Here is a 26,880-nt window from a genome sequence, read left to right on the forward strand (position 1 = left end):
TTACTTTTAAAAAGAATTAATTGTGGCAAAAGTGGATTTAATCTTGTTAATTGTTATATCAAATTATGATAAATGTTTAAGAAAATATTATAAACAATAATGTTAACCTTTATTTAACTTGAAACGAAATTTTAAAATAAGTCGCTGTTCATGGCGTATAGAAAATTGAATTATTAAAAGTTAAATCACCAAATAATAAGTCTAATCTTCAACGTGGAGATTTATCCCGTAAAGATTTGACTTCTAAGGTATTATTATTAGTCACAGTTAAATAAGCATCACCAAGGACTTTATCACGGTTACCTAATGCAAATAAATTAATATCAGTTAAATCTTTCGCAAACTCAGAGGCTTTAAAATCATCTCTTAAATATTTTATGGCATTATCTCATAATAATTTACCATCATTAACAATTTTATGATATACATCTTGTGAAATCTTGACAGTACTAAACTTATAATAACCTGCTGACTCAATTTCAAAATATTTATAAAAAGCTATTATAATGTTGGCATAATTTAAGAGTTTTTGATGTAAACCATCAGCACTTATATATAATGTAATTTGAACTGGAACCTCATCAGATGAAGTAACTAATCCTGATAGTGGAACACCAGCAATTAATATTGCTGATAAATTAAAATTAAAATTTCCTAAATATAAATTATCAGTTTCTTTAACCCCATGAAACATTTTAACATTTTTACGAAACATTTTAATAAAACTTTCTGGACTGAGATTACTCATATGACCTTCTCCCCCAGTTCATGAAGACCATGTTGTATAATCTCATGCCCCTGGAGTTCCAACAGTTTGGGCGTCTATATTGCTTACATTTGACGCGCTTCCAGTTATTAAATTTACAATTGTTTGATCATTTACGTATGTAAGATTATCTAAGATTTTAACAGTATCCGGGTTGTTTTTTAATTCTTTTTTTAAAATATTTTGAAATATTTCATCCAATTTTTTGTGATGAACACTATAATTAATATCAAAATTATTAAATAATTCAATAAAATCAGGATTTTTATCAATACCAACTAATTTATTATTATTTAAAAAATTTGCTATTACTGTTGATATCTTAGAAATTATTCCTGATAATGCTCGCTCCATTGTCTCTTTATCATTTGTTAATATAAATTGTAAATTTAAACTAGCACTCGCTGAATACGACTTATATTGGATTTTATAAGAAATCCGATGAACTAATCTTGCTGCTAAAATATCAGTAAGTTTTTCACCAGTAAGACTACTTAGGGATTCTAAATCAACATATGATAGTTTAAAAGTTTTATCATAAGATAATTCAATTGGCAAACTATCATAATAATAGTTTGAATACTCATGAGCAATTTTACGATTTAAAATATCAATAAATGTTTGAAATTGATCTGATAATTTTTTTAATCCCGTTAAATATTCTTCTTTAACAACATCATAATCAGGTTTTTCTTTCGAAACTTCTTTAAAAATATCACTACCTGTATAATCTGTTGAAAGTAAAATATTTTTTTCAGTTAAAAATGTTTGAATTCCTTGTGAGACTCGTAATGAAATATCATTTAAAACTTTGATATCCTTTGCTACTTGTAATTCTAAATCATCTGAATCAATGTCAGATGGTGTGTTTGATTGTTTACAACTAATAATACTGCTAATACCTACATTGGCGATTCCTAATGTTGCCAATAAACTCAATATTTTTTTCATTTATTAAGTTCTCCTTATTTAATATGTCTATAGGTCACTAAGTTTTAACATATTTTTTTCTACACTATTAATTGTAAATAAAAAAAACAAGTGGCCCTAATTTAACTCATTATATAAAACAATTTATTATTTTTAAAACTTTAATAAATCTCTGAATTAATTTATTTTTTAACAAAATTAAGATAAAATTGTTTATGAAAAGTACTTACAAAATAAAATTAAACATAATAATTTTATTAAAAAGAAAGGAAGTCCAATGAAGCAACAAAATAATGGATTTGAAACAATTATGGTTATCACAATTACGGTGATGTTAGCAACATTAGCATTTGTTTTTCGATTACTTAGTGTTTTATCCTTAAACTATATTACCTTTGACTATCTTTTGTTAACAAGTTGAGCAATCTACTTTCGTTGATATCTGAATTATATAATTTGCAATGTTTATGCTTTTTTAATCTGCTTATACTATGCTGGATTTGGTTTTATTTTTGTCTTTTTTACTTTTTTTACTTGAAATTTAATTGTTACCATTATTTTTTTCATGCGCCGTTGTTTAATTAAATATTACTTTTTATACCCCATCTTAGTTTTTCTCTTAATTTACTTACAATATTTTATTGCCATTTTTTTATATAATTGGGTCATTTTTGGTAATATTAGTCAAGCAATTGGGGTTTGAATTTTTTGGTTAATTAATAATACCATCTCTGCTATAACATCAACCGCCTTAACAACTGCTGTTTTAGTTCCTTTTATTAAAATGATATATTATTTTGCGAATAAATATCCCTTTTTATTTAACCGTGGTTTTTTGAATTATTTAGATGAAACAGGTTATAACTTTCAAATTAAACTGCCGAAAAAAAACACTGATAAAACATCAGTGTAAGTTGTTAATTAACGTGAAACTTGATCTAATAATTTTTGCCACTTTTGTGCTTCTTTTTCTCATGATTCTTTTGATAAAAGCATTTTACGTTCACGCATTGCACTTTTAACACGGGCAATATTTGTTAAACGTGCTTGTTTTTTGGCACGTTCTTCATATAACACATTATTTTTTGCAATTTCTTCTTTGCGTTTTTGTTCTAATATAAGAATTCGTTCTTGTTCAATTTTATCAACATCTTTTACTTTCGCAGAAGCTTTAACTTCTTTTTGTTTTGCTAAAGTAATTTTTTCCTCTCATTTTTTTGCCGCAGCAGCACAAGCTTCATTATTCTTTTTGATTCATTCTTCACGGATTAATTTTTCTTTTGCTTCTTTTTCATCGGTTTTAGTAGTTAAATCTTTACCCTCTTCAATAATTTGATTTATTAATTCAACTACTGGTAATTCTTCTTGCACAACAACTTTCTTTTTTACTGCCATAAATAAACTCCTCATCTTTTTATGTTTCGTTCCTATATAAGAAATACTTATTGATATTTTTACATAGACTACTTCCATTATATCAAAAAATCATAAAAATTAAACAAAATCACCCTTTTTATCAAAATAAAATTTTAAAAAAGATTTTGGTTAAATAAAAAAGTGATAAAATTATACTTATTAAGAAGGAGACAAACTATGTTAAATTTTAACGATCAAAAACTAAACAAATTAGTAACAAATTTTATCCATTATATGGTGGACCCTAAACATAATGAAGGAAAACAAATCATTGAAACTGATTATAAAAATTTCTTTCACCATATTGATTCTCGCGATTCAAAAAGTAATTTAAATATTGTTATTAGTTCCCACTTAACAACAGCTGATCAATTTGCCAAAGCCGGCGAAATTATCGACCAATATCACGCTGATAAAACACCTTTTACGTGATGTACCATCACAGTTGATAATAGTCAAACTGAAAAATTGTTCTTTGAAAAATGTGGCTTACAACACTTTGAAACTGCCTTAGGGATGTTAATTGATTTAACAACGTTTATTACAACTAATCGAGCAGCGGCAGATGAACAATTCCAGGAAGTAACAACCCAAACTACTGTCCATGATGTTGTTAAAGTTGTTAAAAGTGCCTTTGATTTATCATTAATTGACTTAGCAAAATATCAATCAATTTGAGAATTAAACCAAGATCAAAAAATTAGTTACTTAACCATTCTAACAAAAAATAACATTCCAGTTTCAACTGGCAACTTATACTTCGAACCAGAATTAGCAATCATTGATGATATTGCAACACATAGTGCTCATCAAAAACAAGGCTATGCAAAAGAGATGTTAATTCATTTGTTAAACAAAGCGAAGCAAGCTAATTACCAATATGCTGGTTTAATTGCCACTCCCCATGGCCTGCCCTTATATCAAAAACTTGGGTTTGAAAGTCAAAACTTATATTTTAATGTTTATACCATGCATTATCCTAAATAATAATGCATTTTTTTAATTCTTGAACAAAAAATACAATTTAACAAATAAAAAAGGCTTTAAATAAGCCTTTTTTAACCTGGCACTGCCCTATTTTCACCTTGCGGCTATCGTCGGCGTGATAGTGCTTAACTTCCGTGTTCGGGATGGGAACGGGTGTGTCCACTATGCCATAAGCACCAGATCACTTGAGTGGAATTATCCCCTCAAAACTAGATAATAAACATTCTAAAATTTGTAAATAAGCTCTCGCTTTTTTGAAGTCCTCGACCTATTAGTATTGGTTAGCTGAACACGTCACCGTGCTTACACACCCAACCTATCAACCTTGTCGTCTTCAAGGGGTCTTACTCCATAAAGGATGGGAAATCTCATCTTAAAGTATGCTTCTCGCTTAGATGCCTTCAGCGATTATCATTTCCACACATAGCTACCCAGCTGTGCCACTGGCGTGACAACTGGAGCACCAGAGGTGTGTCCATCCCGGTCCTCTCGTACTAGGGACAGATCTCTTCAAATTTCCTACGCCCACAACAGATAGGGACCAAACTGTCTCACGACGTTCTGAACCCAGCTCGCGTACCGCTTTAATGGGCGAACAGCCCAACCCTTGGAACCAACTTCAGCTCCAGGATGCGATGAGCCGACATCGAGGTGCCAAACCTCCCCGTCGATGTGAACTCTTGGGGGAGATCAGCCTGTTATCCCCAGGGTAACTTTTATCCGTTGAGCGACGGCCCTTCCACACGGGACCGCCGGATCACTAAGCCCAGCTTTCGCTCCTGTTCGACTTGTAAGTCTCACAGTCAAGCACCCTTCTACCTTTGCGCTCTATGTATGATTTCCGACCATACTGAGGGTACCTTTGGGCGCCTCCGTTACATTTTAGGAGGCGACCGCCCCAGTCAAACTACCCACCTGACACTGTCTCTGATCTGGCTTACAGATCTAGGTTAGGATTTCGACATAACAAGGGTGGTATTCCAAGGATGACTCCACAACAACTAGCGTTGCTGCTTCAAAGTCTCCCACCTATCCTATACATGCTATATCAAAACCCAATATCAAGCTATAGTAAAGCTCCATGGGGTCTTTCCGTCTAGTTGCGGGTAACCTGCATCTTCACAGGTACTAAAATTTCACCGAGTCTGCAGCCGAGACAGCGAAGGGATCATTACGCCTTTCGTGCGGGTCAGAACTTACCTGACAAGGAATTTCGCTACCTTAGGACCGTTATAGTTACGGCCGCCGTTCACTGGGGCTTCGGTTCAAAGCTTCGCTAATGCTAACTAATCCCCTTAACCTTCCAGCACTGGGCAGGCGTCACCCCCTATACGTCGTCTTACGACTTTGCAGAGAGCTGTGTTTTTGCTAAACAGTTGCCCCTTCCTCTTCACTGCGGCTCATATTGCTATGAGCACCCCTTCTCGCTAACTTACGGGGTTATTTTGCAGAGTTCCTTAGCTACAGTTATCTCGCTTGCCTTAGGATTCTCTCCTTGACCACGTGTGTTCGTTCTAGGTACAGGCACCATATAAATAGTGCTAGAAGCTTTTCTTGGAAGCATGGAGTCATATACTTCGCTACTAGGCGAACCGTTCGCTCCCCATCACACTTCAAGGTTATGCAAGGCGGATTTGCCAACCTTACCCTCTTTGTGCTTAGCCCGGAATCCAATAACCGGGATATACTATCCTTCTCCGTCACTCCATCGCTCTATATGGTGGTACAGGAATATCAACCTGTTGTCCATCGACTACGCCTTTCGGCCTCGCCTTAGGTCCTGACTAACCCTGGGTGGACGAACCTTGCCCAGGAAACCTTGGTCAAACGGCATGAGGGATTCTCACCCTCAAACGTTACTCATGCCGGCATTCTCACTTCTAACCAGTCCAGTAGTCCTCACGGTCTACCTTCATCCCTGTTAGAACGCTCCCCTACCGCCCTGTATATAAATATACAAAACCCATAGCTTCGGTATTATGCTTAGCCCCGGTACATTTTCGGCGCAAAGTTACTCGACTAGTGAGCTGTTACGCACTCTTTAAAGGGTGGCTGCTTCTAAGCCAACCTCCTAGCTGTCTAAGCGACTTCACATCCTTACACACTTAGCATAAATTTTGGGACCTTAGCTGATGATCTGGGCTGTTTCCCTTACGTGCATGGACCTTATCACCCATGTACTGACTGCCGAGTATACAATATTGGCATTCGGAGTTTAATTGCATTCAGTACCCCTAGGTGGGGCCATCATACATTTAGTGCTCTACCTCCAACTTGCTAACCTCGACGCTAGCCCTAAAGCTATATCGGGGAGAACCAGCTATCTCCAGGTTCGATTGGAATTTCACCCCTAGCCACAAGTCATCCGCGGTCTTTTCAACGAACGTCGGTTCGGTCCTCCATTAAGTTTTACCTCAACTTCAACCTGCTCATGGCTAGATCACCTGGTTTCGGGTCTATGACAACATACTAAACGCCCTATTAAGGCTCGCTTTCACTACGGCTCCGTATCTTCTACTTAACCTTGCATGCTATCATAACTCGCCGGCTCATTCTACAAAAGGCACGCCGTCACCCATTAACGGGCTCCGACTTCTTGTAGGCATATGGTTTCAGGTACTATTTCACTCCCCTCCCGGGGTGCTTTTCACCTTTCCCTCACGGTACTGGTTCACTATCGGTGAATAGGTAGTATTTAGCCTTACGCGGTGGTCCGCGTTGATTCCGACAAGATTTCACGTGTCTCGCCGTACTCAGGATTCCATTTCGAGTCTTGTTCATTTCGTATACGGGGCTATCACCCTCTGTGGCATGGTTTCCCAACCATTTCTACTATAAACAAGTTTTGTAACTCTACTCATATGGTCCTACAACCCCAGATAAATCTGGTTTGGGCTGTTCCCCGTTCGCTCGCCGCTACTAAGAGAATCGCATTCGCTTTCTTTTCCTCTAGGTACTGAGATGTTTCAATTCCCTAGGTATACCTTCACTATAACTATTTATTCATTATAGGATGATGAGAGATTAATCTCACCGGGTTTCCCCATTCGGACATGTCCGGATCAAAGCTTACTTCCAGCTCCCCGAACCTTATCGCAGGTAGTCACGTCCTTCATCGTCTCCTATTCCCAAGGCATTCACCATACGCCCTTTGTAACTTCAAAGTTTTATTAATTTAATTATTTGACCTGATTTTAAATCAGTTTTGAGAATCATTTACAAATATAACTGTGAAATTTTAGTTATTTTTAAAAAATAACAGAAATTTTGAATTATTGTTATTTTAATCATTTGATTAAAATAACTAGATGTCTATTATCCAGTTTTCAAAGAACAATTGCAATAACATTTTCTTGTTATTGTCAGAGAAACTAATCTCTGAAAACTAAACATAACGGTCATTAAAACTAGTTAAATTACTATAAAGTAATAACTCCATAGAAAGGAGGTGATCCATCCGCACGTTCTCGTACGGATACCTTGTTACGACTTCACCCTAATCATCAATCCTACCTTGGGCGGCTTCCTCCTTGCGGTTAGAATACCGACTTCTGGTATTATCAACTCTCATGGTGTGACGGGCGGTGTGTACAAGACCCGAGAACGTATTCACCGCGACATTGCTGATTCGCGATTACTAGCGATTCCGGCTTCATGAGGGCGAGTTGCAGCCCTCAATCCGAACTGAGACCGGCTTTTTCAGATTAGCTCCCTCTTACGAGATCGCAACTGTTTGTACCGGCCATTGTAGCACGTGTGTAGCCCAAGACATAAGGGGCATGATGATTTGACGTCATCCCCACCTTCCTCTAGCTTACACTAGCAGTCCCGTTAGAGTATCTCAACTTAATGGAGTAACTAACGGCAAGGGTTGCGCTCGTTACTGGACTTAACCAAACACCTCACGGCACGAGCTGACGACAACCATGCACCACCTGTCTCAATGTTAACCTCCACTGTATTTCTACAGCTTTGCACTGGATGTCAAGCCTTGGTAAGGTTCTTCGCGTTGCTTCGAATTAAACCACATGCTCCACCGCTTGTGCGGGTCCCCGTCAATTCCTTTGAGTTTCACTCTTGCGAGCATACTACTCAGGCGGAGTACTTAATGCGTTAGCTGCAGCACCGAACTTAGTCCGACACTTAGTACTCATCGTTTACGGCGTAGACTACTAGGGTATCTAATCCTATTTGCTCCCTACGCTTTCGTGCCTAAACGTCAGTGATAGGCCAGTCGACCGCCTTCGCCACTGGTGTTCCTCCATATATCTACGCATTTCACCGCTACACATGGAATTCCATCGACCTCTCCTACACTCTAGCTTAACAGTTTTCAAGGCGAACTGGAGTTAAGCTCCAGGATTTGACCCCAAACTTGTTAAACCGTCTGCGCACGCTTTACGCCCAATAAATCCGGATAACGCTTGCCACCTATGTATTACCGCGGCTGCTGGCACATAGTTAGCCGTGGCTTTCTGGTAAGGTACCGTCAAATAAGTATCATTTCCTATACTTACTGTTCTTCCCTTACAACAGACCTTTACAATCCGAAGACCGTCTTCAGTCACGCGGCATTGCTCCATCAGGCTTTCGCCCATTGTGAAAAATTCCCTACTGCTGCCTCCCGTAGGAGTTCGGGCCGTGTCTCAGTCCCGATGTGGCCGTTCAACCTCTCAGTTCGGCTACGTATCACTGTCTTGGTAGGCCATTACCCCACCAACTAACTAATACGCCGCACCCTCATCCATTAGTGGTCCAAACGGACCTTTTAACATTCTCTGATGCCAGAAAATGTCGTATGCGGTATTAGCAGTCGTTTCCAACTGTTATCCCCCGCTAATGGGTAGATTAGATACGTGTTACTCACCCGTTCGCCACTGGGTGCAAGCACCCCGTTCGACTTGCATGTATTAGGCATGCCGCCAGCGTTCATCCTGAGCCAGGATCAAACTCTCATTAAAAAAATTTGTTTTTGTTCCCAGCTTTAATGACGGATATTCATTGATTAAATGATTATCTTTGTTGTTATGTTTAGTTTTCAAAGATCGTTTTTGTGTCAACAAAACACCTTTCAAATCATACAAAAATTAGTGATTATTGTCAATAACTTTTAATGTTTTTTGCAATAATTTTTTGCGATATTGTGTGAAAATATTCATTCTTCATTAATAATAAGTATTACTAACTGACACCTTTATAAGTATATAAAATCCACATTTTTTTGCAAGCGTTTTTATTAAAAATATTAATATTTTTTCATAAAAAATAACTATTGTTAAATAGTTATTTTAATCTTGTTTTTTCCGAAAAATGTTAGTTATTCCTTTTCATCATGATGCTGTTAAATAACGTTCTAAACTATTGAAACTAATAAAAATAATTGCTGAAAAAAATAGTAAATACAAATATCAAGCATATTTTCATACATCAAGAAAAGAAATTGACATTTGATTAGCACCAACATAGTTATTTGCCATACTAACTAAAATTAACATTTGAGCCCCATATGGAATTAACCCTTGAAACACAGCGGGGAAAATTGAAACAAAAGCCGCAATCTTATTTTTATTTAAATCATATTTTTGACGAATTTCTTTAACCATTGGTCCAACAACAATAATAGCAATGGTATTATTTGCTAAAGCAATATCAGCAACACTTGTTAAAGTTGCAATACCAAATTGAGCACTTTTTTTTCCCTTAATTCTTTGGTTAATTTTCTCTGTTGCTCATTCCAAACCACCTGATAGTTCACTTAGCCCTGCTAAACCACCAGTAAAAAGAGCTAAAAAGGCAATTTCAGCCATTGATAACATCCCATTTTTAATTGCATCTGTTGCTACTAAAACCTTATCTAAACCACTTAATAAGTGACCATTTGGATCTAAATTACCATTTAACATATGTGCTGGGGTTAAGCTTGGCAAATAAGAAGATGTTAAATCACCAGTTGCTGTTACTCACTGATTAAATTGGCTTAAACTAAAACCAATAATAATAGCTGCAACAATACCGCTAATTAAAACAATAAAAACATTAACACCACATAAGGCAATAACCAATACTATTAAGAATGGCAAAATTGTTAATAATGCTCGTCACCAAATTCATATTTCACTAGTTACTTTTGCATCTTTAACATAAGTAATTGTGAAAAAAAGGATAATAGTAATAATTGCGGCAAAAAGTAAGATTTTTCAATTAAATAAAAATCGACTTTGTGGAGTAACATCTTGGGTACGACATGATGCAATTGCGGTATCCGAAATAATTGATAAATCATCACCAAACATAGCCCCACATAATAAAGCTCCAGCGACCATTGCTAAACTTAAATGTGCTTGCGATGCCATTCCAAAAGCAATCGGTCCAAACGCAACAATTGTACCAACACTAGTACCCATTGCTGTTGAAATAATTGCACTAATTAGAAAAACACCTCCCACTAAAATTGCTGGCGGAATGACCTTAAACCCTAAAAAAGCAATTGCTGAAGAAGCTCCAATTGTATTCATTAATTGGGCAAATGAACCAGACAATAAATAAATAAAAACCATAATTAAAATGTTTTGATCAGCACTTCCTTTTAAAAAAGCATTTAATTTGGTTGTAAAATTCCCTTTAATAATTAAAAAACCAATAATCGTTGGAATTAAAATAATAATTGGCGCAAATATTAAATAAAACCCCATTGGATTGTTTTTTGAAAAAATTTCTTGCTTAAAGATATCTAGAATAATTCCCACTAAAATAAATAAAATAACAAATAATAACAATGGTACTAAACCACGAAAAGAAATCTCTTTTTTTAAGTTCAATAAATTTGTTGTTAAGGGTTGTTCTTGTAATAATTTTTCAACTTTTTTTTGTTTTTTCGGCATACTAATCAACTACTTTCTTTTTTAAAATAATTGATTATTGATTTTTAACATTATTAAATTTATGTATCTTAACGGCACATCATCATGTTATTGGTACGAGCAGAAAACAATCATTTATGAAAGTCTTGGTTTTTATTATTATTAAATATCATTGTTCTACTCCTTTACCTAATTTGTTCTTTATTTATTATATTATAGATTTATTGAATTTTATAAAAAATAATAAAAAAGCCATTTTTCGAAAAATGGCTAATTTGTATTAAGTTAATAATGTCAAGTAATTCTAGTTAAAACTACTTAAATAAGTGACACGATCCGCAATTATATCGTTATAATAATTTTCTTCATCAAAATTATTGGAACGAAACGATTGAATCCGTCCTTTAACTGCAATAATTGCTTTATCACGCAGACTAATATCTAAATCATCGATATTATTTGTTCATACTTTAACATTAACTAAATCACTATCATAGTTACCATCTTTATTTTTAAAAGGGCGTTGAATCTTTAGCAAAAATTTCATTAGTTTTCGCTCTGCTTCTTTTTTATCATAAATAATTTCATAAGTTCCTTCCACTTGCCCAACCAACATCACTTGATTCATATTTTATCATCCTTTCTAAAAACACCAATATAACTCAATACTAAAAAAATTATAAGAAAATTTTTTTAAAAACAAGAAAAAAATTCACAAAATGCATTGTTAATCTTGTTCTAAGAAATCAGCGCCTTTTTGAATTTCAACTTTTGATAAACCAGGATAATCTAACTGCCGCATTATTTCATAACCAACAATCCCAACCGTATTAGCAATGTTTAAGCTACGAACATGTTCAGCCATTGGAATGCGAAAAGTCCGCGCTAAATTTGCCTTTAAAATTGCGGTTGGAATCCCCGTTGATTCTCGCCCAAATAAGATAAAAAGATTCTCATCTTTCGTAAAATCAATCGCACTATGTGGTTGTTTTGCATACCGAGTTGCACAATATAACTTTAAATTTGGATTTAATTGCAAAAAATGGTTTCAATCATTATATAACTCATAATCAGCATACTCAATATAATTGGCACTACTCCGTGTAATAAAACGTTCATCAAAGATAAAACCAAATGGTTCAATTAAATGTAACTTTGCATTAATTGCCACACAAGTTCGCATAATTGCTCCAACATTTTGAGCTATTTCTGGCTCAAATAAAACAATGTTAATTTTCTTAGTTGTTTTCATCTTTACTCTCCTAATCATCATTTCTTAAAAGCACGAAATGCTTTTGCTCGATGAGAATAATTGTTTTTCTCTGTTAAAGTTAATTCTGCATAAGTTCGCCCAATTTCTGGTAATAAAAAAATTGGATCATAACCAAAGGCATTCACACCAACTGGTTCATCAGTAATAACCCCTTTTGTGACTCCCCGAAAGTACATTGTTACTTTTTTCAGCGGGTCAATATAGCATAATACACAAACAGCTTGCGCATCACGGCGCTCTAATAATTCACATTTTTCAATTAATAAATCATTAATAATTTTGTTATCAGTAATGGGATAGGCCCAGCGACGTGTATTAATTCCCGGGAAATGATCTAAACCAATAATCTCTAAACCAGAATCATCAGCTAAAACTGGTCTGTTAATCATTTGGCTTAAAAACGCCGCCTTACAAAAAGCATTCTCTTCAAACGTAGTTCCTGTTTCTGGAATTTCAGGAATAGGAATTTCTAAATCTAATAATGATTTAACTGTTATATTAACATTCTGAAACATCTCGTTAAATTCTCGAACTTTGTTTTTATTACTAGTTGCAATCCAAATGTCTTTCATTCCCTACTTCCTCGCTTTTCTTGATTATATATATTGTATAATAAAATTAAGAAAAGACAGAATGGAACTTAAGCAAATGATGAAATACAACATTAAAACAAAACTAAATTTAGGGATTACTAATCAGAATTATCAAACAGTTGATAATCTTTTCATTCGTTATAGTAATCCTTTTACCAATTTATTTATTGATCATCAAAATGAAATTCTTGTTTTGGAAAAAATTAAAAATACTAAATTGACACTACCAATTATTGAATATGGCTATGATAATGATCACTTTTTCTTAGTAACACCATACTATCCAACATTACAGCCAATTAGTACAATTAAATTAACAAAACAAGTACTAAAAACCATTGCTAAAACAATTCAACAGTTATGACAAATTAAGATTAGTCCTAATGATCAAATCAAGATTTTTCAACCACAACAATTTTTAGAAACTTTTAAAACTGCGGTAAAAAACCCATTAGTAGACTTACAACGATATGAAGCAAACCTTGATTATGCTCAATTACAAACAACTGACCTTGTTTTATGCCACAATGACTTAAACGGGGGAAATTTAGTTTTTCTTGAACAACAGCTTTATTTAATTGATTTTGAATATGCGATGCAAAACGATAAACTGTTTGACATTGCTTCTTTTGCTTCAGAAACTTTAACAACAAAAACAGAACAAGCATATTGGTTTAGTCTTTTTAACCTAACATCAACACAACAACAAAAAGTTAATGCCTGAATGTATTATCAAAACATTGCTTGAATTGCTTGAGCAAACTACATGTATGAACAAACAAACAACGATATTTTCTTAGCTATTATTAAGTTAAAATTTCTTAATTTACAAAACAATAATTAGGAATCAACAGGTGGTAATGGTGACTCTTGTTCCGCACTATTTTCTTTTAAACTTTGGTCATTATCATTATTATCTAGTTTTTTGCCGCTAGTTTTTTTCAGTTGTAAGTAACCACGTAAATTACGCATTCATACAGCCATAAAAGTTCCAAAAAAAACAGCAAGTAATAAGAACAGAAGAGAAACTAAACAACGATATAAAATCTTATCTCATCCTCATCAATAACCAGTTAAATAAATGCCATATAAAGTTCAAGATAAAGTAATTGTATAAGTAAACTGATCAGCTTGATGAAATTTTAATCAAAAACCACCACAAGTTAATAAAAAAACCCCTAAAACCATTGCCAAACCAAAACCAATTCCTGCCCCAACATCATAATGACGAGTAAAACTTAAATCTGGAGAAGTTAAAAAAAATAGCAACAAAAATGGTCCTACTGCTTCAATAATTAAAAATAAAAAACTTTTTCAAAAAACAGTCCGTGAAGCATGAAACTCTAAATCATTTTGTACTTCTGGTGGTAAATGTTCTCAATTATTGTCAGTATCATCCCTTTTGTCATTCTTTTTAATTACTTTCATATTATTAATTACTCCTCTTAAGATTCTTGTATTCCTATTTTAACATAAAAAAAATTGTTAAACTAACAACTTATCTTGTAATGGAGCGGGTGAAGGGAATCGAACCCTCACAGTCAGCTTGGAAGGCTGAAGTTCTACCATTAAACTACACCCGCATTTTTAATTTTTATAATTAATCACAATAATATATATACCACTGTCTTAATTTGATGTCAATTGTTTTTACCTAAAATGGTACCCGAGACCGGACTTGAACCGGTACAGTTGTAAAACCGACGGATTTTAAGTCCGTTGCGTCTACCTATTCCGCCACTCGGGCATATATATCTAATAAATGGTCTCCTGTAAAGGACTTGAACCTTTGACCCACTGGTTAAAAGCCAGATGCTCTACCAACTGAGCTAACAGGAGACTTAAATGGCTGGGCTAGCTGGATTTGAACCAGCGCATGAAGGAGTCAAAGTCCTTTGCCTTACCGCTTGGCTATAGCCCAATATCTTAATAAAGATGGTGGAGGGGGAGGGATTCGAACCCCCGAACCCGAAGGAGCTGAGTTACAGTCAGATGTGTTTGGCCACTTCACTACCCCTCCAAGAATGGTGCTGGCTAGAAGAATCGAACTCCCAACCTACTGATTACAAGTCAGTTGCTCTACCAGTTGAGCTAAGCCAGCACAAACATTAATGGTCGGGTGTAACGGACTTGAACCGCTGACCACCTGCTTGTAAGGCAGGCGCTCTCCCAACTGAGCTAACACCCGATTACACAATACATTGATTGTGTTAAAACCTTTATAATTTTATATAAAACAATAATTTTTGTCAATTAAAATAATTATTAATTAATTATTTTTTAAAAAAATCACAGAACACTCCTATTAAAGAGGAATAACAAGATAAATTTTAAAATGCAATATATGAATATTATTGAAGTTTAAATAATAATTATTGTTATACTGTAAATAGTTATAAAATAAAAGCCACCTATTTCTAAAGTTTTTATTTAAACATCCCAATTTCTAATCTTACAAGGTTTTTGTTTTATTACTAAAAGAAGCTAAAAAATTAATAGTAGAAAATGTAATATGGTGGTTATTACTTTTAAAATTAATAAAGGCTTCAAAAATAAGGCCCATCCTTTTGTTAAAATATAAAGGCAACTAAAACTCATATAAAATGAAAAAAATATTTTTTAAAACAATATTACAATAAAAACATAATTAATTCCAAAATATTACAAATGCTTCGGGACCTGCAATGCTAACCACCAAACTATTTGTGATGAAAAATAAAAGAAGCACTAAAAGAAAAAGAATGTATTTAATAATACATTCTTTTTTACTAAAATTGTGAAACTCTAACAAATTGTAATAATCAAAAAAATATTAATTTTAGAATTAGTTAATATAAGATAATATTATTAAATTGCCAATTGGTAATCACATTCTTCCACCAATAAAACTATAAAAACTTTAAATGAATGAATTTGTCTTGCAAAATAATATCAGTTTTAACTAAAAAATGGATTTTATTAATTAATAAAATCCATTGTTTTAAGTTTCAATTAATATTGACGTTGCGTACGATCTTCGGTTTTATATTGAGGAATATTAATCATATATCCATCTTCACGACGTCATAATCCTTTAATTACTTTTGTTATTAAGTAAACCATAAAGATTGTTCCAATTAAGGTTGTTGTAAAGTTTAAGATGTTGGCAAAAACTGATAAACCATCTTGTCCTTTTTGAAACATACGGCCAAATGCTTCAATTAGTTTTAATAATGCGGTGATAATTTGAATTATTAACATCATTGTTACTAAAACAGTATAAATAGTTGACACAAAGCGTAATCATTTTCCAAAAGAAGTTTCTGCCATCATATTAGCAACAACTCTGCTACTATAAAATCCTGGAACGAAAATTAAGCTTATAACACTAACAGCAGCTAATACTCCCATCATAATTGCAAAATTTCGTTGTGAATCGCCTACTCAAACTTTTACTGTTGCTTTGTTATAAAAAATCATAATAGCAGCAATACTAACAAGCGCTGATACTAATCACGCAGTTCCTAAGTAACGGACAATTGTAACACGAGCATTTTTTGTTGCTTTAACATCAGTATCTGGTAATCATGTTAAGGCAAAAGGTGCCAAAAACCCACCAAGTGATAATGATAATACAGCTAAACTTCATTTGTTAGCACATAATTCGGCATCATTACTGCTAATCGCATAACGGATTAACCCAATATTACAGATAATTGTTGTAAAGAAAGAGAAAATTACTACCAGTAAAATTACTACTTTATAACTTGTTAAATCTGCATATGAATTCATTAATCAACTATTTGCGGCATTGATGTCACCAACAAGGACCCCATTGTTATATTGACCTAGGAAATAAAAATACGTCCCAGCAGCAATACTCATCCCCACAATCCCAACAATACTTGACAATACAATTCAAAAACGAGTAAATCCAAAATTCTTTGTCATCATTTGTATAATCACTGTTCCTTTCTAGAATTATGTTATTAATTATATTCCCTTCTAAACGTTATTACAAGGTGTTTTTTAAAACATTTTTTAAAACATTTTTAAAATAAAACTATCTCCTTTTACCTCATATTATGATACATTTGCCGTGCTTTTATGATACATTTAAATAGTGAGGTGAAATAGATAGTGAAAGCATTTGATTATGAAGACATTCAATTAATTCCAGAATTATGTGTTGTTAATTCTCGGAAAGAATGTGATACAACCGTTAAATTAGGAAAACATACTTTTAATTTACCTGTTGTCCCATCTAATATGGCAACAGTCGTTAATGAAGAGTTATGTGAAAAATTAGCTGAAAAAAACTACTTTTACATTATGCATCGTTTTAACGTTGACCAAGTGAAATTTATTAAACATATGAAAAGTAAAAACTTAATTACTTCGATTTCTGTTGGAGTTAAACCAAGTGATTTTGAATTAATTGAAACATTAAAAAAAGAGCAACTAGCCCCGGACTATATTACCATTGACATTGCCCATGGCCATGCCTTTAGTGTTAAAAGAATGATCGAACATATTCGTACTCATTTAGGGCAAGAAACCTTTATTATTGCCGGAAATGTTGGAACACCAAAAGCAGTGCGTGATTTAGAACAATGAGGTGCTGATGCAACCAAAGTTGGAATTGGACCAGGAAAAGTATGTATTACAAAACTAAAAACAGGTTTTGGAAATGGTGGTTGACAATTATCAGCTGTTAAATGATGCAGCAAAGGAAGTTCAAAGCCAATTATTGCTGATGGTGGTTTACGAGTTAATGGTGATATTGCTAAATCAATTCGAATGGGAGCGACAATGTGCATGGTTGGTAGTTTATTTGCTGCTCACCAAGAATCACCTGGAAAACAAGTTGAAATTGATGGTGTTAAATATAAAGAATACTTTGGATCAGCTAGTGAATATAATAAAGGTGAAAAACGCTATGTTGAAGGTAAAAAAGAATTAATTGAAATTCGCGGCAGCATTTTTGAAACTCTGCGAGAAATGACCGAAGATTTACAATCATCAATTTCTTACGCTGGGGGAAAAGATTTGGAAGCAATTAAAAAAGTTGATTATGTTATTTTAAAAGAAAGTAATTTTTAAGAAAAAAATCCCTAACTGGGATTTTTTTAACGAAAACTACGAGATTGCTCTTGTTTATAGCGTCTTTTTTCCTTTTTGCTCATTCAATGCTCTCGCTTACGGGCTTCTTTTCGTTTTACCGAAGAAACCTTGTTAAAACGCTTTAAAGCTTTGTCTAGCGGTTCTCCTGCTTTGACAACAACAGTAGCCATAATATTTCAACTCCTAAAACTATATAAATTAACAATATCATATTATCATATTTTTTGAGACAAAACAAATTTTTATTATTTATCTCTAAATTAGTCACAATTTGTCGTAATTTCCCCCACTTCTTATAATTTATTCTGTGCTATTTTAAATATTTGCTAAAAGATCGTAATTACTATTACCAACGATTGATGCCCCTTTTGTTACCGCTTTAATCTTTTGTTTTAATTGTAAAAAACCATGCATTACTTGATGATAGTCTGTTAAAATAATATCTTCAAAAGCTTCTCTAGTAAGACTAATGCCTTGCAATTGGTATGAAGCTCATTTTTCCTGGCAAAGTTGCGGAATGATGGCAATTAATTCGGTTGGATCTAACATAACATTAAAAGTTCGGGCAAGATAAAACTGGACAGATTCTTGTAAATTAATTAACCCATAATCTAATTTAAAAACATCTTTGGTACTGCGTTGATAAATGATTGTTTTTCTTGTCTTAACATCAACATAAAAATGATTCGACCGGAGCATTAACCCATAATGTTGTTTAATCGTTATTCATTTAAGATTTGGGAAATTAGTCTTAATTACCAAGCGTTCATTTTCAGTACAAGTAAAATTATGAACAAGAAAAAACTGGTTTTCAACAAAATCTAATTCTAAATTGTTAAGATAAATTAATAAACTTTCTAAATTAACTAGTTTATCTCGTTCCAATAACCGGGTTTTAACAATATTTAAAGTTCCGTTCATTTGTTCTTTGGCCAAATTTCCCATTCATAAATAATATCCTGTATCAAGATCATAAATAATTAAATTTGGATTATTAAATAGGCATTTATTGCGATGATAGATTTTAACCGTATAATTGCCTAACTCAATTCGTAAATTAGCCATGCAGATCTTGCCACTTTGCTTGGGACAATTCGTTTAAAATTGTATAAGGATAATGTTGTTTTAAAAAATCATAAATACCTTGGGTTAATTTCATTAACGAATAATAATTTGTCAAAAAATGAACAATTGCTTTTTCAAAAGGTAATGTTGGAATAATCTTATTTGCAACCAAATAAATAAATGCTAACGCACTGCTTTGACTAATACCATCATAACAAGCAAGGTATGTTGTTTCAGTTTTTACTTTCTCATTCAAAAACTTTAAACCGGCAATAATTGTTATTTTTAAAATATTAGTAACATCATAATAATCAAATAATTTCAAAACAATTTGGTGCTCTCATAATAAGTACCCCTTTTTCCGCGCCATTGCGGTGCGATCATAACATAGTAATTCAAAATGAACATTACTAATAATAACCTTATTTTCAATATCAACGGGGATTAAAAATTGATTGCCAATAACCAAATTATTAACGATTAATTTTCGTGGCACAAAATCCCTGCCTTTCTAAATAGTATCTTTCACTAGTTTTTTATTATTATAATCTTGTTATTTCATAGGTCTTTTCGCTTTAATCATAACAAAAAAATGAACACAATTGTGTTCATTTTGTTATTTTTTACGGTTTTGGTTTCATCTTTTTTGTGTTCGCCGTGATTTTGTTTTTCGCGTAGTTGGCAATTGAACTAATTTTATTCGATGAATTAACCAACTCCATCAATTATAGAAAAAACAATCTTGGATATTTGGTAACAAGATAAAAATGGTTAACAAAGTAATTACAAAATAAAAAACTCAAGCACCTTTTAAAAACCAAGAATATGCTGTTAACATTGTGATACCAAAACTATTACTTGTTCAAACTAAGGCTCATAATAAATTAATTGAGAATGGTAGCAAGACCTGTACTGTTTGATAATACAATTGATAAATAACTGTTGTTTGTACAAAACGCACGTTAACCTCATTTTCATCAGTTAAAAGTCTTAATGTCATTGCTTTACTTTGATTATGATATGTTAATAAATCAATTCAAGTCTTTTGATAAAAAAGATACTTATACTGATAATTAGCAAGATCACCAATCTTGTTAAAATCAGTATTAAGATACTGAATCACTGCTAAATTAGTCATAAATTGCCGATACATTGTTTTAAAACTAACTAATACTAGTAAAATTACAAATCATACCATTGCAACACAGTAACTAAATAAATATAAACTTAAATTAGTTAACATTTCAGTTTGCTGAAACAATAGAAATGAAATAAAGTTATAGTTACTAGTAACTGTTAATAATTTTAAAACAAAAGCGGTAATTGTTTGTACTATCACTGTAAGCAGAAAAATAATTAATGGTTTGAGTTGAAAAACTAATAAAATAATAAAAACAGCAAAGGCACTTAAATTAATTAGTAATGATTTTTCATTGAAATTAATAGTTGGACTAAACAAAGCATAAATATCATTTCCTAAGACAAAAAACAAAATTAAACTAACAATAAATATTAAAACAAAAATTTTAACATTGTTACTAAAAATTTGTTTAATAAATTCTCGTTTCATTCCTTGCTTTATAAAATCGCAGTTCAGATAAGTAACAATCATATTTCCTAAAATAATACCACCAAAAATAGCACCCAAAGCTAAATAGGCTTTACTATGATTTATAAAAATAAACGGATAAAGGAAAACGGGAACACAAAAAGTAACCGCATAACCAAGATCTTTTAAAAAGCATGTTAATATTAAGGAAAATAGAAAAACTAAGCCCACTAAACAAACTGGGGATAAAACCTTAAATAAGAAAAACCATAATCCATACAAACCATATGAACTAATAAATAGTGCCAGAAAAAGGACAAGGAAAAACAATGTTAAAAAGTAAACCACCTTGTCTTGACTAATTTGCTGTTTTGGTTGTTTTTGCATTAAATTTCCTAATAATAATATAATTACTATTACAACTAAAAAAGCAATAATAATTAAACCACTAAAATTGTAAATAAGATCATCTTGCGGAAACAAGAATAAAGCACTAAGAATACCACCAACTATTACACCGAAGAGAATAATTCTGCTTAATATTGGCAGAATTTTCTTTAATTTAAATTCAATGAACATTACCTTAATTGCATAATTTCTGCCACAATTGCATTAATTTCCTCATCGCTGGTATATGTATATGAGTGTTTATTTCCGTTCTTATCCAGATAAACATATAAATAAATATTAACAGTGGTTGTTGTAATGTTAATTTCTTTGTTAATCCCCGCTTTAATTGCCACTAAAGCTGAATGATAACTATCAAAATAAATATAGGGAATTAAACCTTGATCGGCGCGAATTTGACTATAAATCCGATAAACACTATAAATCCCATCTTGAATAATATTATCATAAGCCATCACACCATTATCTCAACTAGCAATTTCTTTGCGGTTAATGTATTTTCCCGTTAAAGTAATTGTTTTATGTAATTTTGCAATAGCATCTTCTCTACTTTCAGCGGAAATTACACTATTGCCAAAAACATCAAAGGCAAAGTATTTTTTTAATAAAATCCCTTTTTCATATTGAAACTGTTTCTCACGAGCATCAGCTTCAGTCATTGCTAATGCTAAACCATCTTGTGAGGAAATATCTTGCACATCAAGGTATGTATACATTAACCGTGTATCAACAATCCCCGTTAGAAAAAGATAGTTATCAACTTGTGCTTTTGTCGCATAAAAGTCATCTCGTAATTTATAAGTTATTTCACCTTTTTCATTTGTTGCGGTTGGACCAGCTAAAATTTGTGGCTTTAGACTTTCTTCATAATATTTAACACTTTCATTTAGAGAATAACGATGTCCTTGTTTTCCGTTAACATCGTAAAGAACATCAGCCTTAACACCATATTTATTATAAGGAACACCATTTTCATCAACTTTATCTAATTTTAAAAACTTCTCCTCATAGAAACTATTAAATCATAAGTCATAAGCTTGGCGAACATATTGCGTTGGAATTTCTTGTGGTCTAGTAATATTAATTGGTAATTTTTCTCAACGATATAATTCTTTTTTCGTTGTACTCTTAATGTCATTATCATATAACAGTATTGTTGAATCATATTTATTGCTTGCCGCAACTCGTTCTCAGTTGAAATCACTAAATTTTCAACCAATTCCTGAATTGGTTGGCATATAAGTTAAATCATAAGTTTTACCACCGCTAGAGAAAGTTCTTGTATAGTAATACTTTCCAACTGAATTTCATCCATCATCAGATTGTTTATGAGATTTTCAACCATTTCTAGAAGTAAAATCGGCCATATTAAACTTACCTTCAGTATCTCCAATTTCAACCGTCTCTCCAGCATAATAAAATTTTTGACTCCCTTTATTAACACTAACTTTAATTAAATTACCATTTCCGGGTGAAAGAAAGATTTTTTGAGTTGTTTTTGTTGCCAAAAAATTAGCATAATTTAATGGTTCATTAATATTATTAGCATTTGTTCAAAATGTTCGAAAGTTATTAGCTATAATATTACGCAAACTATCACGCGTCCCATAAATTGGAACTTGACCAGTAAAATTACTTGGTGCTAAACTATATCCCTCTGTTAAAACACTTTTTAATGCTTTTTGATCTGCTGAATTAAATGCATTATAATAGCGACCATTGACATAGTAATAAAGTGATTTATGTAATCCTCCTTTATAAATAAATCCTGCTTTTGCTTCTTCGGGTGAATCAAATCAATTAATAGCATCATAACTATATTTTGACGTAATATTTTTAGTATAAGTTTCTAAGGCAATATCTTTTGATAAAGTCGCATTCCCATAAGCATCACGGTAAATTAATTGGTAATTATTAAAATCAATATCATAGACCTTTTCTGGATCTAATGTCCGATACTGGTAGTCATTAATAATTTTCCCGGGATTAGATGATGTTTGCATTGTTTCTACTTTATTATTTTGCATAATATAACCATCTAATTCTTGTTGTGAATAAAATTTTTGTCCATCATAATTTCATTCTGTTTTAGTATCAACAGTTGTTGATGAGTTTTTAATCATCTTAAATAAGGCTCCTTCTGGTGATGAAACATCAGTTCCATAATCTGGTGCCGCACTCATTGCTGTTCCAACTGGAGTTACTGTTAAAATTAAACTTCCAAGAAACCCTTTCAATAAATTAATTGCCATTTTCAAGAACCTCCCCTTTACCATTAACGCGTTGCGTATTATCTTTAACTCATTTATAAAAAGCACTTTCGTTACTAAACTGTAAATCACCAAAGAAAACATAATAATTGATTACTTTATCAGTTTTTAACACAATATCGGAGTTACGATACACATAACTTTTCGCATCATTAGCAGTTAAAAAATAGCGTTCTTGACCATTAAAAATAACACTATAAACTTTACTTGTTGCCCCAATTTGATGCGCTAATTTATCAAAGCGAATGGTTTTTACCAAATCACTTTGTAAAATTGTTTTCGATACTAAGACATTATTCTCAATATAATAATTTTGTTCATTAATTAATGTTGCTTCATCATCATAGTATTTTGTAATACCTTCTAAATCAGTAAACTTATATTTAATAATAAATTGGTTATTGGTAATCTTTGCTTTCAAACTATTTCTTGCATCAATTGGATTATTGAAGAACTTATCAATCCCATCAAAATACATTTTTACTGCTTGCTTTGCAAAGTATTTTGTAAAAATCTGGTTAGTAAATTGCTTTAACTTTTGGAAAGCATCATCAGGATTATCTTTATCTACTGCAATTTCAGCTGTTTCTTGCTGACTCATGACATTAATATAATAAGAACGAGTTGATAGAAATTGACTTGGATTTGCTAAAATATATTCTTTTAGGTACTTCTCAGCTTGTTCTTTACCAACAATAATACTTCCTAAAACGACAAAGATCGGTTCTTTTTTCGCTTCTTCATCATTATCACTAACAATGCTTCCATTTGAAAATAATTCAATTGGCGTTAAATTAACAACATTACTTGGGTTAGTTCCTGACAATGGAATATTTAGAATTGGAATTTCAAACTCAGTTGTTTGATAATATAACTTTTGCCCTTTCCCTAAATCATTTTCATAAGTATTAAAACGAAAAGGTGAAACAAGATTACCAATATCTCAAATTGCCTTTGCAAATTGCATTCCTGCCACAACTTTACCAGCAAATTTAGCTATCTTAGAAACCGGTTTGAAACCAGCTTTCATATCAATTTTTGAACCATCTTTATTAATTGTTAAATTACCACGCAAAACTTTTGCTACTTCTTGATAGGCTTCTTGCGAACTTAATTTTTCCCCACCAATCACATAATACTTCTGCCCATTTTCTAAATAAGCTTGATATGATGACAATACTAACTTAATTTCTGCTTCAGATATGATTTGACTATTCTGATGAATTCGTTGAATCTTATTATATGCATCAAAAATACTATCCCCAATTTGCTGAATCTTATTAATTACAGTTGTTAACTTGTTTACTTTTGATGGTGATTCATACATAAATTTCGACGGATTAATAAACATATTAATAATATCAGTTAACATTAATTCTTGGGTTGATGTTAACCCATGCTGATCTTGAAAAATAGCATCCAAACAATCTTGAAACATATCAGTATTACTTTTAATCACATTTTTTAACATTGTTCGTAACAAATTAATAAATGCCACCGCACTAGTTTCATTCCCAGAATGATTAACGGTTAACGTATAATTATAAACTCGTTGTAAAAAGGCCAATGTTTTTTCTCAACGACTCATTCCAACGACTCGATTTAAATCAACCTTTAGTTGTTCAAAGCGAAAACCATTATTTTCTTTTCAATAGTCTGTAGTATTTGCCGCTAAAAATGAATTCTCAAATTTCTTTTCTCCATCCTCCGTATAAGCAAAGAAGTCTCTATTAATATCCCAACTATTATCTTTATTTTCCTCAATTGAATTTAACTGCGTGTTAATAAGACTCGAGAAAAGAACAAGTGGTTGCATTATCATATTAATCGTATTGGAACCAACTTTTTTCCAATTATGTTTTAACTTATCTGTTAAAGTAGTAAACGAATCATCAATTTCAATATACAATGGTCCTGAAAAATTACCACTTAATCCTCGAGAATCAAGATTTAACCAATAAGTTTGGTTTGATGGTTGATAAGATTTAATATAATTATTTTTATCACTTTCTGTTAATAACATTTGGGATAAATCAGGATGACTTAATTTTGATCAGCGATAACCATTATAGTTATATTGAATATCAGTAGTTGATTTTAATCATGATAAAATTTGATCTTTTGTAAAGAAAGATCCCGCCATTTCATAACGATCAGTTTGAATATTGTTATCTAAGTTTTTTGTGACAATATTTTCTAAATATTGAATTGCTTCATATTTGTTTTGAAATTCAATACTAGTATCATTATTGTTACTATTACCTAATTGATAAACCTTCTGAAAATCAGTATAAGTCTGAATTGCCTCTTTTTTTGATAAATAAGCATTACCATCCTTTCCTTTATAAACAGAAGTTAACTGATCAACATTCGATGTTAAAACTTGATTAGATAGTTGATTACCACTATCAATTAAATAATTGTACGGATTACGATAAGTATAATATTCCTTGATTGGTGTTTTAGCTATCATATCAGCTTCCAATTTTGCAAAATCATTCATGCCATAACTCTTATTATTGTATAAATAGTAATTATTTTGTGTTGAATATGATTCTACTTTCATATTATTATTAACATATTGCATTAAGGCAGCATTTGAACGAAAAACATTGCCATCAAATTTATAATAAACATTATCTGCTGTTTTTCTACTAGCAACTATTGTTGAAACAGTTGCAATAACAGTTCCAACACCTAAAATTGAGATTGAACTAAAAATAGAAATAACTTTTTTTGATTTAAAAAATTTATTTATCATTTTATAGTATAACTATGTCGATAATCCATTCATAGTTCTACATCTCTTGTTGCTGTTATTTTGTTATTATTCAAATATGAAAAAGTCAAATTTGCTTTCACACGCACACCTTCAGGGCGACCTACTGGTATTGGTCCTAAGTACTCAAAACTATTAGCAATAGCTTTAATTCTTTTTTCACGATAAAATCATTTTGCATGACTATCTGTCTCGCTAGAAAAAGCTTGAACATAATGCGCAGAAATTGCTTTTAAAATCTCTGGGTTATTATTTTCCTGATACTTTTTCTGCGGAAATTGCTCATTTCAAAGAGCAAGCGGACTATCTAATAAATGAGGACGAAAACCTGAAAATTTCTGTGTTCACATTACATCACCTAACTTAATATAATAATTAATATATTCATCAAGTCATTGTTGTTCAGCAAATTGTTTAGTTTCGGTAAACTTTAAAACTAAATTTTCCTGTTTGAAATCTATATCATTTTTATTGCTTTTTATTATTACCATAAACTTTATTTCATAAGTTTGATTCAAAGTATATTTATAATATACTTTTACATTGCCTAATTTAAAACTATATTCATTTGGTAAATAAGTAAAATAATCATTAAATTTTTGCCCAAATGTACTGTCAATTAATACATCATAAATATTTGATGCTCAACCATGTTGAATTCGGTCAGTTTCATCTGCAGTCTGAAGTGATTTATCCTTAAAGAAGAACTCCCCCGTATACTCAAATGTCTGATTGGCCGCAAAAAAAGCAGTCAAATTTTCTGTTGTAATTGGTACTTTAACATTATTACTATCATTATTACCTGTTTGACAACTAACAACTGGCCCCACACCAGCCGCTGTTATTCCCATCGCAGTTAACAACGCTAAAAATTTTTTCAT

At 32.1% G+C, this 26,880-nt stretch carries 19 protein-coding genes, 7 tRNA genes and 3 rRNA genes; 4 read left to right on the top strand and 25 right to left on the bottom strand.

The features are described 5' to 3' along the window. Positions 1 to 109: 109 nt before the first annotated feature. The gene (locus tag E7Y35_RS01825; RefSeq protein WP_283272652.1) at positions 110 to 1,717 is read right to left on the bottom strand and encodes a hypothetical protein; all 1,608 of its coding nucleotides are present in this window, start codon (positions 1,715 to 1,717) and stop codon (positions 110 to 112) included. A 256-nt stretch (positions 1,718 to 1,973) separates the two neighbouring features. Here E7Y35_RS01825 and E7Y35_RS01830 point away from each other — a divergent pair, with 256 nt between their 5' ends. After that, the gene (locus E7Y35_RS01830) at positions 1,974 to 2,609 is read left to right on the top strand and encodes a hypothetical protein (protein WP_283272653.1); all 636 of its coding nucleotides are present in this window, start codon (positions 1,974 to 1,976) and stop codon (positions 2,607 to 2,609) included. A gap of 8 nt (positions 2,610 to 2,617) precedes the next feature. On the opposite strand, the gene E7Y35_RS01835 is transcribed toward E7Y35_RS01830, so the two are convergent. Continuing rightward, positions 2,618 to 3,091 (bottom strand): hypothetical protein, encoded by a 474-nt coding sequence (locus tag E7Y35_RS01835; RefSeq protein ID WP_283272654.1) that lies wholly within the window; start codon positions 3,089 to 3,091, stop codon positions 2,618 to 2,620. Positions 3,092 to 3,289: 198 nt separating this feature from the next. Here E7Y35_RS01835 and E7Y35_RS01840 point away from each other — a divergent pair, with 198 nt between their 5' ends. Next, positions 3,290 to 4,099, top strand: a complete 810-nt coding sequence (locus tag E7Y35_RS01840; protein WP_283272655.1) for a GNAT family N-acetyltransferase — start codon at positions 3,290 to 3,292, stop codon at positions 4,097 to 4,099. A gap of 74 nt (positions 4,100 to 4,173) precedes the next feature. Here the strand turns inward: E7Y35_RS01840 and rrf are convergent. From rrf to rdgB, 7 genes are all read right to left on the bottom strand, one after another. Next, positions 4,174 to 4,280, bottom strand: a 5S ribosomal RNA gene (gene rrf / locus E7Y35_RS01845). A gap of 70 nt (positions 4,281 to 4,350) precedes the next feature. Further along, a 23S ribosomal RNA gene (locus E7Y35_RS01850) occupies positions 4,351 to 7,263 on the bottom strand. 277 nt (positions 7,264 to 7,540) lie between these two features. Next, a 16S ribosomal RNA gene (locus tag E7Y35_RS01855) occupies positions 7,541 to 9,060 on the bottom strand. Together the 16S, 23S and 5S rRNA genes form the textbook arrangement of a ribosomal RNA operon. 327 nt (positions 9,061 to 9,387) lie before the next feature. Then, complete coding sequence (locus E7Y35_RS01860) at positions 9,388 to 10,980, bottom strand: Na+/H+ antiporter NhaC family protein (protein ID WP_283272656.1); 1,593 nt, start codon at positions 10,978 to 10,980, stop codon at positions 9,388 to 9,390. A 283-nt stretch (positions 10,981 to 11,263) separates the two neighbouring features. Further along, the gene (locus E7Y35_RS01865; protein WP_070406656.1) at positions 11,264 to 11,587 is read right to left on the bottom strand and encodes a single-stranded DNA-binding protein; all 324 of its coding nucleotides are present in this window, start codon (positions 11,585 to 11,587) and stop codon (positions 11,264 to 11,266) included. A gap of 99 nt (positions 11,588 to 11,686) precedes the next feature. Further along, positions 11,687 to 12,211: a tRNA (cytidine(34)-2'-O)-methyltransferase gene (locus E7Y35_RS01870; RefSeq protein WP_283272657.1), complete on the bottom strand. Its 525-nt coding sequence runs from the start codon at positions 12,209 to 12,211 to the stop codon at positions 11,687 to 11,689. 2 nt (positions 12,212 to 12,213) lie between these two features. Next, a complete protein-coding gene (gene rdgB / locus E7Y35_RS01875; protein ID WP_283272658.1) occupies positions 12,214 to 12,804 on the bottom strand; it encodes an RdgB/HAM1 family non-canonical purine NTP pyrophosphatase in 591 nt (196 codons plus the stop codon). Between the two features lie 61 nt (positions 12,805 to 12,865). On the opposite strand from rdgB, the gene E7Y35_RS01880 reads away from it, so the two are divergent. Beyond that, positions 12,866 to 13,669 carry a phosphotransferase gene (locus E7Y35_RS01880; RefSeq protein ID WP_283272659.1) on the top strand — a complete coding sequence of 268 codons (804 nt, stop codon included), beginning with the start codon at positions 12,866 to 12,868 and terminating at the stop codon, positions 13,667 to 13,669. Here the strand turns inward: E7Y35_RS01880 and E7Y35_RS01885 are convergent. From E7Y35_RS01885 to E7Y35_RS01925, 9 genes are all read right to left on the bottom strand, one after another. Beyond that, positions 13,666 to 14,253, bottom strand: a complete 588-nt coding sequence (locus E7Y35_RS01885; RefSeq protein WP_283272660.1) for a DxFTY motif-containing membrane protein — start codon at positions 14,251 to 14,253, stop codon at positions 13,666 to 13,668. The two genes, E7Y35_RS01880 and E7Y35_RS01885, sit on opposite strands and share 4 nt — an antisense overlap. An 81-nt stretch (positions 14,254 to 14,334) precedes the next feature. Further along, positions 14,335 to 14,408, bottom strand: a tRNA-Gly gene (locus tag E7Y35_RS01890). Between the two features lie 77 nt (positions 14,409 to 14,485). Continuing rightward, positions 14,486 to 14,572: transfer RNA gene (locus tag E7Y35_RS01895), tRNA-Leu, on the bottom strand. Between the two features lie 16 nt (positions 14,573 to 14,588). Further along, a tRNA-Lys gene (locus tag E7Y35_RS01900) sits at positions 14,589 to 14,664 on the bottom strand. 7 nt (positions 14,665 to 14,671) lie between these two features. Further along, a tRNA-Gln gene (locus E7Y35_RS01905) sits at positions 14,672 to 14,746 on the bottom strand. A gap of 15 nt (positions 14,747 to 14,761) precedes the next feature. Next, positions 14,762 to 14,845, bottom strand: a tRNA-Tyr gene (locus tag E7Y35_RS01910). 5 nt (positions 14,846 to 14,850) lie between these two features. Next, positions 14,851 to 14,926, bottom strand: a tRNA-Thr gene (locus E7Y35_RS01915). Between the two features lie 11 nt (positions 14,927 to 14,937). Next, a tRNA-Val gene (locus E7Y35_RS01920) sits at positions 14,938 to 15,013 on the bottom strand. 803 nt (positions 15,014 to 15,816) lie between these two features. Further along, on the bottom strand, positions 15,817 to 16,758 hold the full coding sequence (locus tag E7Y35_RS01925) for a hypothetical protein (RefSeq protein ID WP_283272661.1): 942 nt from the start codon (positions 16,756 to 16,758) through the stop codon (positions 15,817 to 15,819). A 183-nt stretch (positions 16,759 to 16,941) separates the two neighbouring features. Here E7Y35_RS01925 and E7Y35_RS01930 point away from each other — a divergent pair, with 183 nt between their 5' ends. Further along, entirely contained in the window at positions 16,942 to 17,907 is a 966-nt protein-coding gene (locus E7Y35_RS01930; RefSeq protein WP_349306603.1) for a GMP reductase, read from the top strand. Between the two features lie 26 nt (positions 17,908 to 17,933). Here E7Y35_RS01930 and rpsU read toward each other — a convergent pair whose 3' ends face one another. The 7 genes from rpsU to E7Y35_RS01965 form a co-directional block, all read right to left on the bottom strand. Further along, a complete protein-coding gene (rpsU, locus tag E7Y35_RS01935; protein ID WP_004028656.1) occupies positions 17,934 to 18,098 on the bottom strand; it encodes a 30S ribosomal protein S21 in 165 nt (54 codons plus the stop codon). Positions 18,099 to 18,243: 145 nt separating this feature from the next. Next, entirely contained in the window at positions 18,244 to 18,993 is a 750-nt protein-coding gene (locus tag E7Y35_RS01940) for a hypothetical protein (protein WP_283272663.1), read from the bottom strand. Then, the gene (locus tag E7Y35_RS01945; protein ID WP_283272664.1) at positions 18,986 to 19,489 is read right to left on the bottom strand and encodes a hypothetical protein; all 504 of its coding nucleotides are present in this window, start codon (positions 19,487 to 19,489) and stop codon (positions 18,986 to 18,988) included. The genes E7Y35_RS01940 and E7Y35_RS01945 overlap by 8 nt, the downstream gene beginning before the upstream one ends. A 120-nt stretch (positions 19,490 to 19,609) precedes the next feature. Continuing rightward, positions 19,610 to 20,929, bottom strand: coding sequence for a hypothetical protein (locus tag E7Y35_RS01950; protein ID WP_283272665.1), 1,320 nt, complete (start codon positions 20,927 to 20,929; stop codon positions 19,610 to 19,612). A gap of 191 nt (positions 20,930 to 21,120) precedes the next feature. Then, positions 21,121 to 23,202 carry a hypothetical protein gene (locus tag E7Y35_RS01955; protein ID WP_283272666.1) on the bottom strand — a complete coding sequence of 694 codons (2,082 nt, stop codon included), beginning with the start codon at positions 23,200 to 23,202 and terminating at the stop codon, positions 21,121 to 21,123. Then, positions 23,192 to 25,981, bottom strand: a complete 2,790-nt coding sequence (locus E7Y35_RS01960; protein WP_283272667.1) for a hypothetical protein — start codon at positions 25,979 to 25,981, stop codon at positions 23,192 to 23,194. Before E7Y35_RS01960 ends, E7Y35_RS01955 begins: the two co-directional genes overlap by 11 nt. After that, a complete protein-coding gene (locus tag E7Y35_RS01965; protein ID WP_283272668.1) occupies positions 25,975 to 26,880 on the bottom strand; it encodes a hypothetical protein in 906 nt (301 codons plus the stop codon). The genes E7Y35_RS01960 and E7Y35_RS01965 overlap by 7 nt, the downstream gene beginning before the upstream one ends.

Source organism: Spiroplasma sp. SV19 (assembly GCF_030060925.1).
Lineage (GTDB): Bacteria > Bacillota_I > Bacilli_A > Mycoplasmatales > Mycoplasmataceae > Spiroplasma.